Source organism: Mesorhizobium sp. M1396, assembly GCF_040317725.1.
In the GTDB taxonomy this organism is placed as follows: Bacteria; Pseudomonadota; Alphaproteobacteria; order Rhizobiales; family Rhizobiaceae; genus Mesorhizobium.
Map to the genome: position 1 here is coordinate 1 of NZ_JAMYLA010000084.1, position 16,736 is coordinate 16,736.

The following is a 16,736-nucleotide window of genomic DNA, read 5'->3' on the forward strand; positions in this document are numbered from 1 at the left end:
GCGATTGAAACGAAAAGTGGCGGCCTGGGACGACGAATTCCTCGTAAGCGTCATCTCACGATAATTAACTCACCCGATTCCCCTGTGGGCAGGAGACGTCAAGGGGGCCGGCATGTCCCCAGCCGCCAGCGCCGAAAACCTGGCTCAGTTCCTGTCGGCCGGCTTGGAGCGCATGCGCGACACTGTCTCGCGCTCGGCGCGTTTGGAGCGCAGCGGCGGCAGGCCGCGGTCGATCAGGTCCATGTCCTCCAGCACCATGTCGCCCATGCGCTTGAAGGCGATGTCGAGCGCGCCGGCGCGGTGGGCCGAGCGCAGGAAGCCGGGCAGGGCGCGCACCGGGTGATCCGGCGCCAGCGGTTCTTCCGGAAAGACGTCGCTGGCGGCGACGATATGGCCGCTCTTCACCGCCGCCATCAGCGCCGGAAAATCGACGACGCCGGCGCGGCTGAGCAGGATGAAGGCGGCGCCCTTGCGCATGCTGGCGAAGGCCTCGGTGCCGAGAAAGCCCTGGTTCTCGCTGGTCACCGAGGCGACGACGAAGACGAAATCGCTGGTCGACAGCACATCGCCGAGCGACGCCGGCTCGACGCCATTGTCGATGAGGATCGATGGCGGCAGCCAGGGATCGAAGACTTTGGTGCGGGTGCGGAAGCCCGACAGCAGCCGGTTCAGCGCGCGGCCGAGATCGCCGAAGCCGATGATGCCGACATCGGCGCCGGACAAGAGCCGCGCCGTCTGGTTGCCATCGCCGCCCCACAACTCCTTGCCGTTCCGGAAGGCGAGGTCGGCATCGACGATGTTACGGGCGAGGTTGAGCGCCATGGCCAGGCCAAGCTCGGCCACCGGCTCGGCGAACACCAGGCCGGTGGTGACGACATGGATACCGCGTTGAAACAGCGTTTCGTAGGGCATGTTGTTGATCAAATTGGTCTCGACATTGAAGATGCAGCGCAGCGCTTTCATCGCTTCCAGCGTCCGCGGCGAGATCGGCGGCTGGCCGACGATGTAGCGGGCCTCTTCCAGCACATCGGCCGGCAGTTTTGCAACGCCGTCGGCGGTGGTCTCGACGACACGGTATTTTGACTTGAGACGCGCCAGTTGCGGCGGTGTGAAGATGAGGTCGAGCGTGCGTGGCTCCGGCGCGCTGATGACCAGCGGCAAGGCATTGTTCGACATGATGATTCCTCCCGGCGCGATCCGCATCACGCTTTCTCGGGGCATTAATTACCTCGGATTAAACGATTTACAACCACGAAAAATCGATTTACTCACATCGGTGGCGGACAAGAATACTGACGTCCGCGCCTCGGGAGGAGGACCAATGGCGCATAGGCAGGCCCAGCAGCGGCGTCCGTCGATCCACGACGTGGCAAGCCGTGCCGGCGTGTCGGCCGCCACAGTCTCCAAGGTCATGGCCGGCGTCACCACGGTGAAGCCCGAGAACGCGCAGCGCGTCCTCGACGCCGTCGAGCTGTTGGGCTACCGCATCGATCCGCTGGCTTCCGACATGCGCCGGGCCAAGCGCCGCATCATCGGCGCCATCATGCCCGAGTTCGAAAGCGAGTTCTTCGGCCAGATGATCACCCAGCTCGAAAGCCTCGCCGAGCAGCGCGGCTACACGCTGGTGGCGGCATCGAGCCGTGAATCCGAGGCACGCGAAAAGGAGATCCTGTCGCGCATGCATGACTGGCGTGTTGCCGGTGTCGTGCTGGCGCCGGTGCGCAACGAGCATGGCCCGGCGGCCGCGTTCATGAAGGCCAACGGCATGACCGGCGTGCTGATCGACCGCGTGCTGTCCGACGACGCCTTCGACACCGTATCGGCCGACAGTGCTTCCGCGAGCGCCGAGGTGGCGCGCGAACTGATCGGCAAGGGCCACCGCCACATCCTGGTGGTCGGCCTCGGCGAACAGGCGGCCACGATGCGCGCCCGCCTCGAGGGCTTTCGCGCCACCGCACGGGCGCTGGTGCCGGATGTGCGCATCGACGTCGTGCTTGCCGAAACCGATGTCGAACCGCTCAGGGCGCAGTTGCGCGACTATTTTGCAAAGGGAGAGCGGCCGACAGCGGTCTACTCGCTGTTCCTCAAGGGTACGCTGGTGGCGCTCTCCGAATTCCGCCGGCGCGGCTGGCACTGCCCCAACGACATTTCGCTGGTCGGCTTCGATGACGCCGAATGGATGCAGGTGACATGGCCGGCCATCGCCGCCGTGGTGCAGCCGGTGCGCCAGATCGCCGGCCACGCCATGGAGGCCTTGTTTGCCAGGATCGGAGGTGGGGAGGGGCCGCCGATCGCGCGGCTCGAGCCTTGTAAGGTTTTGATGCGGGAATCCGTTGGCTCGGCAAGCTTGTCACAGCCAAAACCGACATGAACGAATTCGTCGGCCATCGTCGGCGGCGACATCAGCGTAGCAGCGGCACACGCACAAAGAGCCCAGAGCTGATGAATATCTTGGGGCTGCAAACTTTGTGATTGCGAGGTCCGGCGGCGCCGACAACATCTTCATCCATCTCGACACCTATCACATGCACGTCGAGGAGAAGAGTTTCGAGGCCGGCTCGCGACGACGTACGACGAGCCTCAGTTGCATGACGCCCTCGAAGCAGGCTCGGGTCTCGATGTCGGGAACGGACTTCAGCCTTGTTCGTTGAAATGGCAATTCGCCGATCGGACTCGGCGGGTGGATTCAGCAGAACGAAGGAGAGAGTCATGGCCAGCGATGCCGACCGCGATCCACTGCACCATACCCAGAAGATGCAGGCACGCCTGCAGGACACCATCGATCATCTTCGCGAGGACATCGGTAAGGTGGACGAGCCCAAGTTCAAGGCGATGTTCGAAACCGCGGCAGAAGTCCTCGGCGGCCTGAAAAAGGCCTTCAGTGACTACGAACAAAAGAATGAGGCCGCCTGGCGCTGACTCCTGCTGGATGCTGTCGAGTTATTGGATGCCGTCCAAATGGTGGACGCGCGTCACGTGGGGGAGTTCCGGAAACGTGATGGGTGCTGTTTCAGCCCGCCGCTCACTGACAGGTTTTCCAGTCAGGGAGGGGCAGCACTGTTTCTTCAGTTTATCGAAGATGTCGAAGCGCCAACGCCTTTCTAGATACTGTCGAGCGGAGGGCGGACGTCTAGGCTCGTTTCTCCGGAATAGGCTCGAGCGTCCGCCTCGGCGAAAAGTGTCTGATCTTGCGGCCGACTATAATCAGGCGACGGGCGGTGTTGTTGCGCAGCCGGCGGATACGCCATTCCAATCCGGTCTCGGTGGTGATTGCCTTGGCGTAGAGGCTGGAGCGCATGGCGGTAGCGTCGGCGGCGATCTTGATCGGGTCGTCGTAGAAGGCACAGATCTTGTCGACGCCCATGCCAGGCGTTTCCAGCCAAGCGGGGATGTGGGTCGACAGGCGATCGACATCGGTAGCCACCCGGCGGATGCCGTCACCTTGCGCTGGGCATGTCGTGGAGAACGCGTCGCCTATGAAGACGACGCCGCTCCGGCGGTGGCCACTGGTGGTCGTCAGGCTGACCTGTCTCAATTCGACCGGGCTGGCGACGGCGAAGTTGCCGCATTGCGCTGATATCTCGGGCATCAGTTGCAGAAGCATTTGTTGCGGATCCGCGCGAAACGCCTGCGTCCACGCCTCGGCAACGGTCCGGTAGACAAACATGTTTGCCCGCATCCGATTGCCGATCCGGAAGACGGTAAGAAAGGCAATGCGGTGCCCAATGCGCCTGGGGTAGAAGGTGAGGGAACGAGAACCGAATTCCTGCGGCGAGATCGCCAGGTCGAATCCGATCGACAGCGAATGCGCCTTCGACTGCTCAACGCGCTCCACCCCGATGGCGCGCCGTACCGCTTCGCTGTAGCCAGTGGCCACAACCAGCAGCCTGGCGTCAATGACGGTGCCGTTGGTGAGCACAAGGCGCTGCCGGTCCGGTCCAGTCGAGACCTCGGCGACCTTGCCGACCGTCAGCGGCACTTCCGGCGGCAGGGCCTCGCGCAGGCCATTTACCAGCGGGCCGTAGGAAAATCCGAACTCCGAGTCCTGCTTGCGCTTGAAGAACTGTCCGAAGCGGAAGACTTGGATGTCGGTCGTCGGAGTGACGAGGGGCCTGATGACGGGACCGAGGCCGATCTTGTCGAATAATTGCATCTGTTCGAAACGGGTTTTCTCGGCCCGGAACTCGTCGTGATGAACGCGGTGCGGATCGATCAACGCCATTTTGCGCCCGGCCTTGCCCAGCACGGTTGCCAAGGTGGTGCCGGCCAGTCCGGCGCCAACGATCGCCACTTCGACTTCGGTTTGGCCAGCCTCTGCAATACTCATTTCGCTGCCCTTTCTGATAGCAACTTCCAGAAATCCGCCGGACCCAATTCAACCTCAAGCAACCGGAGCGCGTGTCTGGTAGAAACAATGTTTAGGTTAGTCGCGGACCCGTCGTTTCCAGCGCGGTGCGATCGCCGAGCCATCGATGAATTCAAACCCGCCCGCCTCGTTGAGTGTGTGAAGTTTGCGTCCGCTCCATAGCGCACCTGGATTTAAGATGGTTTCAACGACCTGCTCCATGCCGATCAAATCAAGGTGAGAAATGCGAGCGATGCCGAGAGCCGCGCCATAGCTCCCGCGGCAGTCCTGCACCGGGCGCAGCAGGTCGTCGCCGCGCTTGACCATGCGGCCGGCCGGCCGCGCCGAGGCGATATCGATCAGCACGGGATTGTTCGGGTGCGGCGTCCAGGGGCCGCGAAAATCCGGCGCCGACCATAGATGCAGCGCGTCTGAGAAGGCTCCTCCGCCGTCGCGGATGGTGGCGAACAGCCACCAGGCGCCGCCATGCTCGACCAGCGTGGCGTCGCTGGCGACGACGCCGGATAGAAGCGTCGCCTCCTTGACCCATCCGCCGGGAAAGGCGGTGGCCCGGTAGAGATCGACCGTGCCGTTGGCGCAGCTTTCCGGGACCATCCAGACCTCGCCGTCACGCTCGAAGACGAAAGGGTAGGAGAGATGGTAGGGCAGCTCCAGCACCGGCTCGGGGCGGCCGAGCGGGCCGGCCGGGCCGAAGGGCACGGCGGAGATGATGGCCCGGCCCAGCCGATGGATATAGTCCTCGACGAACAGGGTTAGCTGGCCTTGGTAAACGATCGGGAACGGGTCGGCGTAGAAGCGGCTGCCGTCGTCCGGCAGCTCTTGCCAGCCCGATGCCGGATGATCGCGCAGGTCGAACAGATCGCGGCCGTTGGTTTGCCGCCAGCCGACCTTCCAGTGCGGCGCGTTGTAGCAAAGGTGGTAGATCTTCTGGACGATGCGCCGCGCCAGCGCCTTGCCGGCTCTTACGCCAAGCTTGCCGGCCGAGGGCATTGGCGGGGCAGTGGGTTGCGCCGGCTCGGGCAGATCAGGCACGGATCTGGCCGAGCCGGTCATCGCCGCGACGATCAGGCTGGCGGTGCGCGCCAGCATGTCCTGGAAGGAAGCGAGCGCGATGCCGCCATATTCGGTGCCCAGGCGCCCGGCGGCGATCGCAACACCGCTTTCCTCGATGCGGGCAAGCGGCGTCCGGCCGGCGAGGATCAAGGCCAGCAAGGCCGCTTCGCCGCTGGCGCGATCATAGGTAATACGCCAGACCCGCGTCCCTTCCAGCTCGACATCGCCGCAGAGGTCGACCACCAGGTCGGGCGAAGCGGGCGACTGCGTCCGGTAGGGAGCGAGTGCTGAAAGCGGCACACGCTTCGCCAGCCCATCATGGGACAGGCCGTGTATCGCCGTTTCGAGTTGAAACAGGGCCGCGGCGCTGCGCGGGATGCCGCTGCCCGCGGACCTAGCGTCGACGGACAGCTCGACATCATCAAGTGCTGCGAGGCGTTCCAGCAGCGCGACATGAAAGGCGCGGACGCAGTCGCCGTCCAGGCGCAGGCTTATCCGCATGTTGGAGACCCGAAAAGGCGGTATCCGGCCCCTGCCGACCAGGCCGATCCGGTCAAATTGTAGCCCCATCCGCATACGTCTCCGCTCGCCGCGCACCCAGCACCTCGGTATGTATATTTTTAAGCAAACCGCGTGCCAAAATTCACATGACCTCTCAACATAATTAACAATCTTTTAACAGTTGGAGGAATAGCTAGGTTAGTGCCGCAATCTGATCTTGCCGGCATATGGAATATTGTCGGAGGCAGCCATGCAATCATCCCTGCCCATGGTTGCTCAGCAACACTCTCCGGATGCGGGATCATACGCGGCTTCGACTGTCGAACTGGGCGATCTGAAGCGCATCCTGGTGCGCCGCCGGTTCTGGATCTTCGGCACCGTCGCGCTGCTGACGCTGGTCACCTTGCTCTACGGTCTTTTCACGCCCGCGCTCTACAGCTCGGCGGCGGAAATCCTCATCGATCCGCAAGACCTTCAGGTGGTCACCAACGACGTCAATCCGAGCCGTATCTCACCCGACGGCGGCATCACGCAGGTCGAGAGCCAGGTCAGCGTGGTCCAGTCGACAGGCGTGCTGATGCGGGCGATCGCGGCGACAAACCTGACGCAGGATCCCGAATTCAACGGGCAGGGCTTGCTGTCGCGCCTGCTCGGTTCGGGATCGGCCGAAGGCGACAGGTCGGCGCAGACGCTCGACGCTCTGCGCCGACGCCTGGCGGTGAAGCGGGCCGACAAGGTCCTGGTCCTCGACGTCATCGTCACCGCCAAAAGCGCCGACAAGGCCGCCCTTCTGGCCAACGCCATCGCGCAGGCCTATCTGGTCGACCAGGCGAGTGCGCGCGCGAAGATGGCCAAGGACGCCTCCGAATCCATCACCGCGCGGCTGGACGAGCAGCGCAAACGCGTCCAGCAAGCCGAAAACGCCGTCGAGGCCTACAAGTCGGCCAACAATATGGTGATGGCGGCAGGCAATCTGGTCAGCGACCAGGAGCTGACCGAGATCAACACGCAGCTTTCGGCGGCCCAGAGCCGCACGGCGGCGCTGAAGGCGCAGGTCGACCAGATGCGCCGCAAGAGCGGCACGGCGGATGCAACCTCGGAAGCGATGCGCTCCGCGGTGATTTCAAGCCTGCGGGCACAGGAGGCGACGCTCGTCGACCAGGTCTCGCAGCTCGGCACGGAACTGGGGCCGCGTCATCCGTCGCTGATCGCGGCCCAGCAGCAGCTGCGCGACACGCGTCAGCTCATCGCGCGCGAGCTCGGCCGCATCGCCACCGCCACCGAGACCGACTACGAGCGGGCGCTGGCCAACCAGCAGGCGCTGGAAGCCAAGGTCGCCGGTATGAAGAGCAAGTCGCTCGACACCGACCAGGCCTCCGTGCGGCTGCGCGAATTGCAGCGCGATCTCGAGGCGGTGCGCTCCGTCTACGCGAACTATCTCCAGCGCGCCCAGGAGACGCGCGAGCAGATCAATGTCGACAGCACCAATGCGCGCATCATCTCCAACGCCATGCCGGCCCTGAAGAAGAGCTGGCCGCCGTTTTCGTTACTGTTGTTCGGCGCGATCTTCGGCGGCCTGGGGCTCGGCACCGGTCTGGCGCTGATCGCCGAATATTCCTCACCGACGGTGCTTTCCAGCGCCCAGATGCAGTCGGCCATCGAGGCGCCGGTGCTGGGCGTGGTGCCGGCAAAGTCAGGCACTGTCCGCCGCTGGTGGCCGTTCGGCGGGAGTGCGGCCGCCGCCTCCAGCCAGAAGACCGATGCCGTCGTCGGCCTTGCGCTGAGGCGCATGTTCAGTTCGGGCCAGCGTCCGCCGGATTGGCCGCTGGTGCCATCCATCCTGGTGACATCGTCGCCGGGCGAGGGCGCGCAGCGCAGCCGGGTGGCACGCTTGCTGGCCAATACAGCAGCATCCAGGGGCAGCCGTGTCCTTTTCATCGATGCCAATGCCAGCGGTGGTGGCCAGAAGGACGCCCAGCCGGGAATCCTCGACGTGCTGCGCGGCGAGTATGCGTTCGAGGCCGTCAGCCACTACGCGGCCGGCAGCAACGTTGCGGTGCTCGGTACGGGCCGCTCAAAGGCGGTCTTCCAAGAAGCGCATGGCATCTACTACGCGCAGCAAATGCTGGCCCACGCCAGCCGGAGCTTCGAACTCGTCGTCATCGATGGCGGCGCGCTGGCTGACAATCTCAATGCCTCGCCGCTGGTTGCCATGGTCGACGAGATTGTGCTCGTCGCCACGCTGAACGCCACGCCGATACGCGACGTTACCGCGACGTCGCAAGCTGTTTCCGTCATGGGGCGGTTGCCAACAGCCGCCTTGCTGGTCGACGAGGCGGCCTGACATGGCCACCCCTTGGGCTACCAGTTGGAGCGGAAGCGCTTCGAACCATGGTGCCGCCGCGCGACGCGCCGGCACGTCGGTCGATGCGCTGACGCGCTACGGATTGGTCGCGGCGGTGGCGATTCTGTTCAGCGTCTCGGGCGGCATGCTGTGGCTGGTGGGCTACAATTACGACGGCCTGTTCGGCAACCCGGCGACCAAGATCCACCCGTCCACCTATCTCATCGTGCTCTTGCTTGCCTGGCGCTCCTGCACCTTCGGCAATCCGGTCGGCTATATCGTCCATGTCGCCGACAGGCGGCCGGCCAGCGCGCTGATGGCCGCCATCTCGATCGTGCTCCTGTTCGTCGTCATCGCCAGGCAGCGTCCCGGCATGGCCGGCATGATCGATACGTTCGTGGCCGCGGCACTTCTGGTGCTGATGCTCAGCGAGGACGACGAACGAACATTCGCCGGGCTGCAGACCGTAGTTCACGTGGTCATGACTGCGAATGCGTTGCTTGCCCTTTTCGAGTTCGCCACCAAGACGTTGATTTTCCCCTATCGCCTCGACGGCGTGGCGTTTACCACCGATCTGCGCTCAAGCGCGTTGCAGGGGCATCCGCTTGCCAATGCCATGGTGACAGCGATCTATGTGCTCGCGCTGTTCTCTGGCGCCAGATCCCTGTCGACGCCTGTGCGCATTGGGTTGATCGGCCTGCAATTGGCGGCACTCGTCGCCTTCGGCGGTCGCTCCGCGATGGTGACGACGATCGTGCTCGGCGGCTGCTACCTGCTTTCTCAGGGCATCACCAAATTGCGCCGGGGACGGGTCAACCTGCTGGGCGCGGCACTCGGCTTCATGCTTGCCGCGCTGCTGCCGGTCGTCATCGCCGTGGCGGCCTCCTACGGCTTCTTCGACGCACTGCTGGAGCGCTTCGTGTCGGATAGCGGCAGCGCCAATGCCCGCGTCGAGATGTTCGAGCTCTTCAATTACCTGGAGGTGCGCGATCTGATCGTGGGGCCGGATGTCGACCTGATCGACAGCCTGCGCCGCATCAACGGCCTCGAACAGGGCATCGAGAACCCGATCATCCGCACGATCGTCTATCAGGGCGCCTTCTTCACCCTTTTGCTGACATTCGGCTTCGTGCTGTTCTTGTTTGAGGTGGCGCGCCGCTGCCATTCCGGCATCTGGCTGCCGATGCTGAGCTGGATCATCCTGATCAACACCTCCGAAAGCGTCGCGTCGAAGACGACGCTTTTGACCAAATTCGTGGTGATGGCCCTGGTGCTCTACCGGCCGGCAAAGGCGGTACCGAGACCGGTCAGTCCGCCGGCATGGCCAGGCCAAGCGCCGCGATGATATCAGGGTCCAACGCCCGCGTGGTGTCGTCCATCATGCCCATGCCGTCGAAGAGATCCCAGAACGCCCAGGGGAAGCCAAACGCCTCGGCGCTCCGCCTGACATCGGCGATGTAGCGCGCCCGATCCGGATTGGGCGCGGCGACATAGCGCGCGTCGGTGCGCAGCGCGCCGAACTCGCCCATGACGATGCGTTCCGGCGCAAGGCCGTGGACGTCGGCCCAGGCGCGAACCTCGCCAAGATACTTGTCGACAAACCAGCGGTCGGGCCGGGCGTCGAAATAGACTTTCAGCACGCGCTCGGTTTCGGCATAAGCGGCCTGCTTGGCGTCTTCAGGGGTTTCGGTGTCCTGCGCCATGCGCGCCCTGACCGACGCCAGCGTCTGTTCCAACGAGCCGGCGGATGCCGGCCACGGCACATTGTTGAGCGACCGGTAGACGGGTTCGCGCATCCACGGCGCGCCCTGATGGCTGAACAGGTAGGGCTCGTAGAAGTGGAAGGTGAACAGGATCGGCTCGAACGGCGAGAGCGGCTCCGGATCGAGCGCGGTCAATCCGCTCACCATTGAGCCGCAGCCTCCGGTGACGACCAGCGGCAGGGTTGCGGCCGACGCCCTTGCCGCTGTCAGAAGTGCAAGCTGGATTTGCGACCAGACATTTGATGCGCAGGCCTGCGCCGGCTCGTTGACCGGTTCCAGCGCTATCCTGCCGGGCTGGAACCGCTCCAACCTGCCGGCAAGCTCGCCGACCAGCCCGCGATAGAGATCGAAGGCGGGCGCGGCGGTGCTGGAGATCATGCGGTCGGGGTTCCAGTAATGGGTGGCGCCATTGGCCTGGACGTTGACGATGATACCGAGATCGCTGTCGAGCGTGACGGTGACGGCCGCGTCCACCATGTCCAGCAACTGACCGCGCGTCTTGGCGTCGGCGGCCAGGAAAGGACCGGGATCGACGGGCAGACGGATGAAATCGAGCCCGGTCTGGCGTAGCCGACCAAGATCGTCTGGGGTCGGCACCGGGCGTTGCGACTGGAAAGGAGGCCAGTCATAGTCGGTACGGGGTGCGGGAAATTCGCGCGTCAGCGAGAACCACGGCCAGGCGTTGACGCCGCGCCGAAACCGCGGTTCGGCGGCGCGGGCGATCGGTGCGATCGAGAGAGGGCCAAGGGCCGCCGCCGTGGACAGCGCCGTCCGCAGCACCCGCCGGCGCGACCAACCTGTCATGCGGTGCCGGCTGATGCGCGATTGGTCGCGAGGGCTTCGGCGGGGGTGACACCGAGAAGCCGATAGGCTTCATTTTCATAAGCAGTCAGGACATCGTCCCAGCGGAAGGCTTCGCGGGCGCGCGCCCTCGCCGCATTGCCGCAGTTGCGGACAAGATCGTCATCGTCCAGCGCCTGCCGCATCCGCTCGGCGCAACTGTCCTTGCCGGTGAAGTAGATCGCCGCCGCACCGGCGGTCCACCTATTATAGGGATTGTCGTGCGCGATCACCATGTTGCCGGCCGCCAACGCTTCGACCAGCGACGGGTTGGTGCCGCCCACCGTGTGGCCATGCAGATAGGCGCGTGCGTGGAAGCGCAACGCCTTCACCGTTGCCTGGTCGTAAATGGCGCCCGGAAGGACCACCGAGCCGTTCGCCGCCTTGCGGATGGCGGCATGATACGGGATGTCGTCGGACAGCGTACCCAGCACCACCAGCTTCATGTCGCGCTTGGCGGAGCAAAAGGCTTCGACGATCGGCAGGATGTTGTTGTCGGGTTCGATGCGCGCGATCGAGACCAGATAGCGCCCGGGCTCGAGGCCGAGCGCCCGGATCGGCGCCTCCGGTGCCGATGTCACCGGATCGGCGCCATAGGCGATGGTGGCGATGGCGCTGCGTGGCCGGCGCGTCGCCAAGTGATCGGCGATCGCGGGATGATCGGCGACCAGCCGATGCGAGGCCCAGGCGCCGATCCATTCATTAAGCCAGAACCAGGTGCGCGCCGCGAAACCCCATTTGGGGCGACGCCACTCGATGCCATCCATGTTGGTGAAGATCTTGCGCCGCTTCAGCCTGAGCCAGGTCAGGAAGACCGCGCCGTTGTAGCCGAGCACCAGGCAGACGCCCGGTCGCCTGGCGGCGTCGCGGACGCATTGCCAGTCGAACTCCAGTGTCGCGCGCGGCCCTTTGGAGGCAACCTGGATGTGAATGAGCTCGATGCCGCGCCAGGTTTCGCTGCGCACCCGCCGGTCGATCCGCTCGACCTCATCCTGGCAATAGACGGCGACCTTCCAGCCTCGCCCGACAAGAAACAGCGCCAGTCTTTCGGCAAAGGTTTCAAAGCCGCCATGGGCCGCGGGTATGCCGCGGGTCCCCAGGATCAGAATGGCAGGCGTCTCTGGTTTCATGGGCGGCGGAACTTTCACGTGATCTCGGATATATTAGTGATTGCTGAATTCAGGAGAAGCAAGTGGCAACTCCCGTGCCATCTCCCTGTTTCAGCGTTCTTGGTAGCGATCATCGCGCGGGGTTGTAAAAAAACGGTGTTGAACCCGGTGGTTGTTTCATTCTCGGTCAACCCTTCTGTGCGTAGCTGTATCGAAACGAAGCAGTGTCAGGGTCGTGCGGCCGGTAGTCGGCCTACTGAATCCGGCACGATTCTTGCGGCAATGCCGCTGCACATTATCGCCCAGCGCGATGGTTGTAGCACCTGGCGGGATACAAAGATGCGGATTGCCTGCGTTCATCAGGGCTATGAACTCTATGGTTCCGACCGCAGCTTCGCGGAGAGCGTTGCTGCGTTGCGCGCCGCGTTTCCGTCGGCCGACATCGAGGTGGTTCTGCCGCGCGGCGGACCTATCGTGCAGATTTTGGAAGCCCATGCCAGCCGGATTGTCTTCGAACCGCTCTGGGTGCTGAGGCGCCAAGCCATCGCGCGCCTTGCGACGGTCGAGATAGCGCGATTGCCGGTTGCCGTTTTCAGGGCATGGCGGCGTCTCAGGGATTGCGACCTCGTTTACGTCAACACCTCGATCGTCGCCGACTATGCGCTGGCCGCGCGCCTTCTTCCCCACAAGGCCGTCCTGCACATCCACGAGATTCCCGAAGGCGCCATGCGCAGGATACTCGTCGGCCTGATGCACTGGAGCCATGCGGATCTCATCTTCAACTCGCGCGCGACGCGCGCCGCGTTCGGCGATCCCAAGGCCGCACGCACGCATGTCGTCTACAACGGCGTTGCCGGGCCGGCGACTGTCGAACCGACGACCTATGACGGCAAGCGTCCGTTGCGGGTGCTGCTGCTCGGCCGGATCAACCGGATCAAGGGGCAGGAGGTCCTGCTGGAGGCGATCGCCTCGATGCCGCCGGAGCTGCAGGCGAGGATCGAGGTGCGGTTGGTCGGCGGCGCCTTCGAAAGCACCGAGCGTGAGCGCGCTTTGGCCGAACTGGTCGAGACCATGGGCCTCTCCGGGCGCGTCAGCGTCTTGCCCTTCGTGCCTGACCCTTCGGAGCACTACCGCTGGGCCGATATCGTCACTGTGCCGTCGCGGCGTCCGGAATCGCTCGGGCGCGTCGCCATCGAGGCGATGGCCTATGGCCGCCCGCCGCTGGTGTCGGCGATTGGCGGGCTGGTGGAAGTGGTCAGCGACGGCGAGACCGGCTGGCATGTTCCGCCCGGCGACGCGGCAGCTCTTGCCGCGAAATTGCAGGAGATCATCCTGCGGCCCAAGGCCTGGCGCGGTTTTGTCGCTGCCGGGCGCGCGCGCTACGAGGCAATCTTCTCCGAGCCGGTCGCGGCCGCCGCGATCGCGGAGATCGCCGCCGACAAGCTGAAGATGACCATGGCGCGCCCGGGCAGGGCGCGGGCCGCCCGCGAAGCGGAGACACGGCCGTGAAGCTTGCGTTCCCGAGCCATCTGGTTCGACGCTTGGTGCTGATGATCGGCGGCGAGGCGATGCAGAGCGGCTTTCACTTTGCCCTCAACATCGCGCTGTTGCACATGCTGTCGGCGCAAGGCTACGGCCTCTTCGCCATCGCCATGGTGATGGGTGGCGTCGGCTTGTCCTACATCAGGTCGCTCACCGCCGTTCCCGCCAGCATATGGATGAGCAAAAGCACCAACAGTGCCGGCGTCGATGCCCATGATGTCGCCTTCGGAACGGCGGCGCTGATCGTGGCGTTGCTGATGGCCGTCGGCACGGCGATCTTGATGCATCTGCTTGGCGATCCAAGCGGGATTGCCGCCGGTTGCTTCGTCGGCGCCTGGTCGCTGCGAAGCCATATGCGCACGGCTTTCTTCGCGCGTCGCCAGCAGGTGGTCGTTTCCATCAGCGATGTCGCTTTTACGATCGTTGGCACCGTCTTGACCGGGCTGACGATCTGGCTGGCCCAAGACCCGCTGCAGATCGTGTTCTACGCACTTGCCGCGGCAAATGTGTTCGGCATTTTCGTCCTGGTTCGGCTGGCTCGGCGCACACTTCGCGTCAGCTTCCGTATGCCGACGCGGCGACGTTATATCAGGCTCTGGCACCAGCTGCGCTGGTCGGCATTCAGCGCGACCACAACCAACATCCAGGGTCAATGTCTGGCGCTGCTGGTCGCGGGCATTGCCGGGCCGGCCGCCTACGCACCGCTGGCGGCGGTTCTGGTGCTGTTTGCGCCGCTGCGCATCATCAGCCTTGCTATCGTAAACATGACGCAGCCGGATCTTGCCAGGCTGATACGGAACCACGAAACAGGCCGTGTTTGGGCGCAGGCAAAGATCTGGGCGCTCGTCATGGGGCTCGGCGGCCTGGTCTATGGGTGCGCGATCATGTTCGTGCTGCCGACAATAAAATCCCAGGCCCTCCAGGATGCCTCGGTCGGCTTCATCGGATTTTTCGTGATCGCGAATTTTGTCCCGATCATGCTCTACATCATGCCCCGCATCGTGCTTGAGATACTCGGCGATTTCCGGATCGTCGCGTTCACCACGACGGGCGGTGCGGTCGTCGGGCTGGTGCTGATCGCGATCCTGCTGGCGATTGCGTCTCCGCCGTGGGCGCTGGTGGGTTCAGCCGTCTCCGAGACCTTCGTGCTCGCGGCATCATGGTATTTCGCGCATCACCGCATATGGAATCTCGAGCATCCGGATGAGGCGCGCTACAGCCGATTGGGCTCGTGGCGGCGGGCAGTCCCGTTCGCAACGGCAAAACGATAGGAGAAGATATGGCAGGCCAGGCAGTGCAAAGTGCTGCGGCGACCGGCTTGTCCGAAGGGCAGGCTTCCAGTCCCGTAACCATCGTCGCCAACGATGCCTACACGGCGCGATTGCACACCAGCCTGGAAGCGGCCAGGCCGCTCTGGCTGCGCTACGAGGCGGACGGCGTGTGCACCGCCCACCAGCATTATGCGTGGGCCGAGGGGATCGTCGCGCGACTGATGCCGAAAGGCGCGGACGTGCTCATCGTGGAGGTGAACGACGCCGCGACCGGCGCGCCCCGGATGCTGGTGCCGCTGATGCGGCGATCGGCTCCCGGCCATCGGGTGATCGAATGGCTGAGCTGCGGCGTTTGCGACTATTCGGCACCGCTTCTGGCCGATGCGAGCCCGTGGACGAGGCAATCCGCACAGGCCGCGTGGGCGGCGGTGCGTTCCGTGCTGCCGCCGGCGGACCGCATCCACATCACGGGAATTCCGCAAGGGATCAGCGGCGTCGCCAACCCGCTGGCCTTGCTCGCGGCCACGCGCGATTCCCTTCATACCAGCTTCGGCCTCGCCATCGACGGCGACCCGGAAACCGTCCTCAAGCGCCTATGCAGGCCTTCGTTCGTCAAGGCCTTTAACAAGGATTGGCGCCGGCTCGAACGGCTCGGCGGCGTGGAACTGGTCGAGGCCAACACACCGGCCCTGGTGGAGCTCATTTTCGGCAGCCTGGTCCGCATGCGGCTCAGCCGCTTTCGCGAATTGGGCCGTTTCGACCTGCTGACGCAGGGGGCGGCTGTCGACTTCTATCGAAACGCCGCCCTCGAGGGGCTGTCGGATGGATCGGTGCGGCTCTTCGGGCTGCGCGTCGGTGAGGCTCTGATCGCGGTCCAATACCTACTGATCCATCAAGTCACCGTTCATGCTCTTCTGATATCAATCGATCAGGGCGCGGTGCCCAACGTGTCACCGGGACTTCTGATCATGGGCAAGTTGATGGGCTGGGCGCGCGAGAAGGGTTTCGACTATTTCGACCTGTCGGTGGGCAACCAGAGCTACAAGGAGCATATGGGCGCCACGGGTTCGAGCCTGCGCGAACTTTGCCACGGGATTACGGTGCGGGGCAATGCCGTGACCACCGCCCTCGAGGTCCGCAACCATATCGAGGTGTTCGTGCGCTCCAAACCTCGGCTGCTCAAGACGATCCAGGGACTGATGCGGGGTTTGCGGCGCTTGCGTGGGGGACCGGAATGACAGGAAAAGCACGTGGCAAGCCGGACAATACAAGTGGTTGCGATGACGGACGATGGGCCGGTTTCCCCGAGTGCCGCCTGCGCCGGTGCCGGCACGTGCTATACGGCGCGGCTGCACCCCAGCTTTGAGGCCGTCAAGCCACTCTGGTTGCAACACCAGGCGGACGGCGTCTGCACCGCCCATCAGCACTATGCCTGGGTCGATGGAATCGCCGCGCGGCTGATGCCCAAAGACGCGGACCTGCTTATCGTCGAGGTGAGCGACGCTGCTACGAGCGCGCCGATCCTGCTGCTGCCTCTGATGCGGCGCCGGGCCTTCGGCCATCATGTGATCGAGTGGCTGAGCTGTCGCGTGTGCGACTATTCGGTGCCGCTGCTGGCGGATGCGAGAGCGTGGACCAGGCCGGGTGCCGACGCCGTCTGGGCGGCGGTCCGCGCCGTGCTGCCGCCGGCTGATCGCATCCACATCACGGGAATCCCGCGGCAGATCCACGGCGTGGCCAATCCGCTGGCGCTGCTTTCGGTGGCGCGCGACTCCATCCAGTTCACCTCCGGCCTCGTCCTGCACGGCGACCCGGAGACGCTCATAAAGCGCATCTGCAAGCCATCCTTCGCCAAGACGTTCCACAAGCAGTGCCGCGCCTTTGAACGGCGTGTCGGGCAACCGCTTGTGGCGGCCGCCACCCCCGCGCAGCCCCACGGGCTTTTAT

14 protein-coding genes are annotated in these 16,736 nt (G+C 64.5%); 9 read left to right on the forward strand and 5 right to left on the reverse strand.

Annotation, left to right across the window (positions count from 1 at the left end; genetic code table 11):
• Positions 1-144 precede the first annotated feature (144 nt).
• Positions 145-1,176 carry a hydroxyacid dehydrogenase gene (locus NKH02_RS32160; RefSeq protein ID WP_352883747.1) on the reverse strand — a complete coding sequence of 344 codons (1,032 nt, stop codon included), beginning with the start codon at positions 1,174-1,176 and terminating at the stop codon, positions 145-147.
• A gap of 145 nt (positions 1,177-1,321) precedes the next feature.
• Here NKH02_RS32160 and NKH02_RS32165 point away from each other — a divergent pair, with 145 nt between their 5' ends.
• From NKH02_RS32165 to NKH02_RS32175, 3 genes are all read left to right on the forward strand, one after another.
• The gene (locus tag NKH02_RS32165; protein WP_352871474.1) at positions 1,322-2,371 is read left to right on the forward strand and encodes a LacI family DNA-binding transcriptional regulator; all 1,050 of its coding nucleotides are present in this window, start codon (positions 1,322-1,324) and stop codon (positions 2,369-2,371) included.
• 97 nt (positions 2,372-2,468) lie between these two features.
• The gene (locus NKH02_RS32170; protein WP_352883750.1) at positions 2,469-2,651 is read left to right on the forward strand and encodes a hypothetical protein; all 183 of its coding nucleotides are present in this window, start codon (positions 2,469-2,471) and stop codon (positions 2,649-2,651) included.
• A 58-nt stretch (positions 2,652-2,709) separates the two neighbouring features.
• Positions 2,710-2,919: a hypothetical protein gene (locus tag NKH02_RS32175; protein WP_352883752.1), complete on the forward strand. Its 210-nt coding sequence runs from the start codon at positions 2,710-2,712 to the stop codon at positions 2,917-2,919.
• Between the two features lie 211 nt (positions 2,920-3,130).
• Here NKH02_RS32175 and NKH02_RS32180 read toward each other — a convergent pair whose 3' ends face one another.
• Together NKH02_RS32180 and NKH02_RS32185 are read right to left on the reverse strand one after the other, a co-directional pair.
• Positions 3,131-4,327 carry an FAD-dependent oxidoreductase gene (locus NKH02_RS32180; protein WP_352883754.1) on the reverse strand — a complete coding sequence of 399 codons (1,197 nt, stop codon included), beginning with the start codon at positions 4,325-4,327 and terminating at the stop codon, positions 3,131-3,133.
• 96 nt (positions 4,328-4,423) lie between these two features.
• Complete coding sequence (locus tag NKH02_RS32185) at positions 4,424-5,920, reverse strand: glucosamine inositolphosphorylceramide transferase family protein (RefSeq protein WP_352883774.1); 1,497 nt, start codon at positions 5,918-5,920, stop codon at positions 4,424-4,426.
• A 250-nt stretch (positions 5,921-6,170) separates the two neighbouring features.
• Between NKH02_RS32185 and NKH02_RS32190 the strand changes: the two genes are divergently transcribed.
• Positions 6,171-8,264: a GumC family protein gene (locus tag NKH02_RS32190; protein ID WP_352883757.1), complete on the forward strand. Its 2,094-nt coding sequence runs from the start codon at positions 6,171-6,173 to the stop codon at positions 8,262-8,264.
• 1 nt (position 8,265) lies between these two features.
• Entirely contained in the window at positions 8,266-9,609 is a 1,344-nt protein-coding gene (locus NKH02_RS32195) for a VpsF family polysaccharide biosynthesis protein (protein ID WP_352883760.1), read from the forward strand.
• On the opposite strand, the gene NKH02_RS32200 is transcribed toward NKH02_RS32195, so the two are convergent.
• On the reverse strand, positions 9,572-10,831 hold the full coding sequence (locus NKH02_RS32200) for a glycoside hydrolase family 5 protein (RefSeq protein ID WP_352883763.1): 1,260 nt from the start codon (positions 10,829-10,831) through the stop codon (positions 9,572-9,574). The genes NKH02_RS32195 and NKH02_RS32200 overlap by 38 nt on opposite strands.
• Complete coding sequence (locus NKH02_RS32205) at positions 10,828-11,997, reverse strand: DUF1972 domain-containing protein (RefSeq protein ID WP_352883765.1); 1,170 nt, start codon at positions 11,995-11,997, stop codon at positions 10,828-10,830. The genes NKH02_RS32200 and NKH02_RS32205 overlap by 4 nt, the downstream gene beginning before the upstream one ends.
• 318 nt (positions 11,998-12,315) lie before the next feature.
• On the opposite strand from NKH02_RS32205, the gene NKH02_RS32210 reads away from it, so the two are divergent.
• The 4 genes from NKH02_RS32210 to NKH02_RS32225 all read left to right on the forward strand — a co-directional run.
• On the forward strand, positions 12,316-13,485 hold the full coding sequence (locus NKH02_RS32210; RefSeq protein WP_352883768.1) for a glycosyltransferase: 1,170 nt from the start codon (positions 12,316-12,318) through the stop codon (positions 13,483-13,485).
• Positions 13,482-14,789, forward strand: a complete 1,308-nt coding sequence (locus NKH02_RS32215; protein ID WP_352871486.1) for a lipopolysaccharide biosynthesis protein — start codon at positions 13,482-13,484, stop codon at positions 14,787-14,789. The genes NKH02_RS32210 and NKH02_RS32215 overlap by 4 nt, the downstream gene beginning before the upstream one ends.
• Before the next feature lie 8 nt (positions 14,790-14,797).
• Positions 14,798-16,027 carry a GNAT family N-acetyltransferase gene (locus NKH02_RS32220; protein ID WP_352883771.1) on the forward strand — a complete coding sequence of 410 codons (1,230 nt, stop codon included), beginning with the start codon at positions 14,798-14,800 and terminating at the stop codon, positions 16,025-16,027.
• Between the two features lie 12 nt (positions 16,028-16,039).
• A partial coding sequence (locus tag NKH02_RS32225; RefSeq protein WP_502913889.1) for a GNAT family N-acetyltransferase occupies positions 16,040-16,736 on the forward strand: 697 nt, incomplete at its 3' end.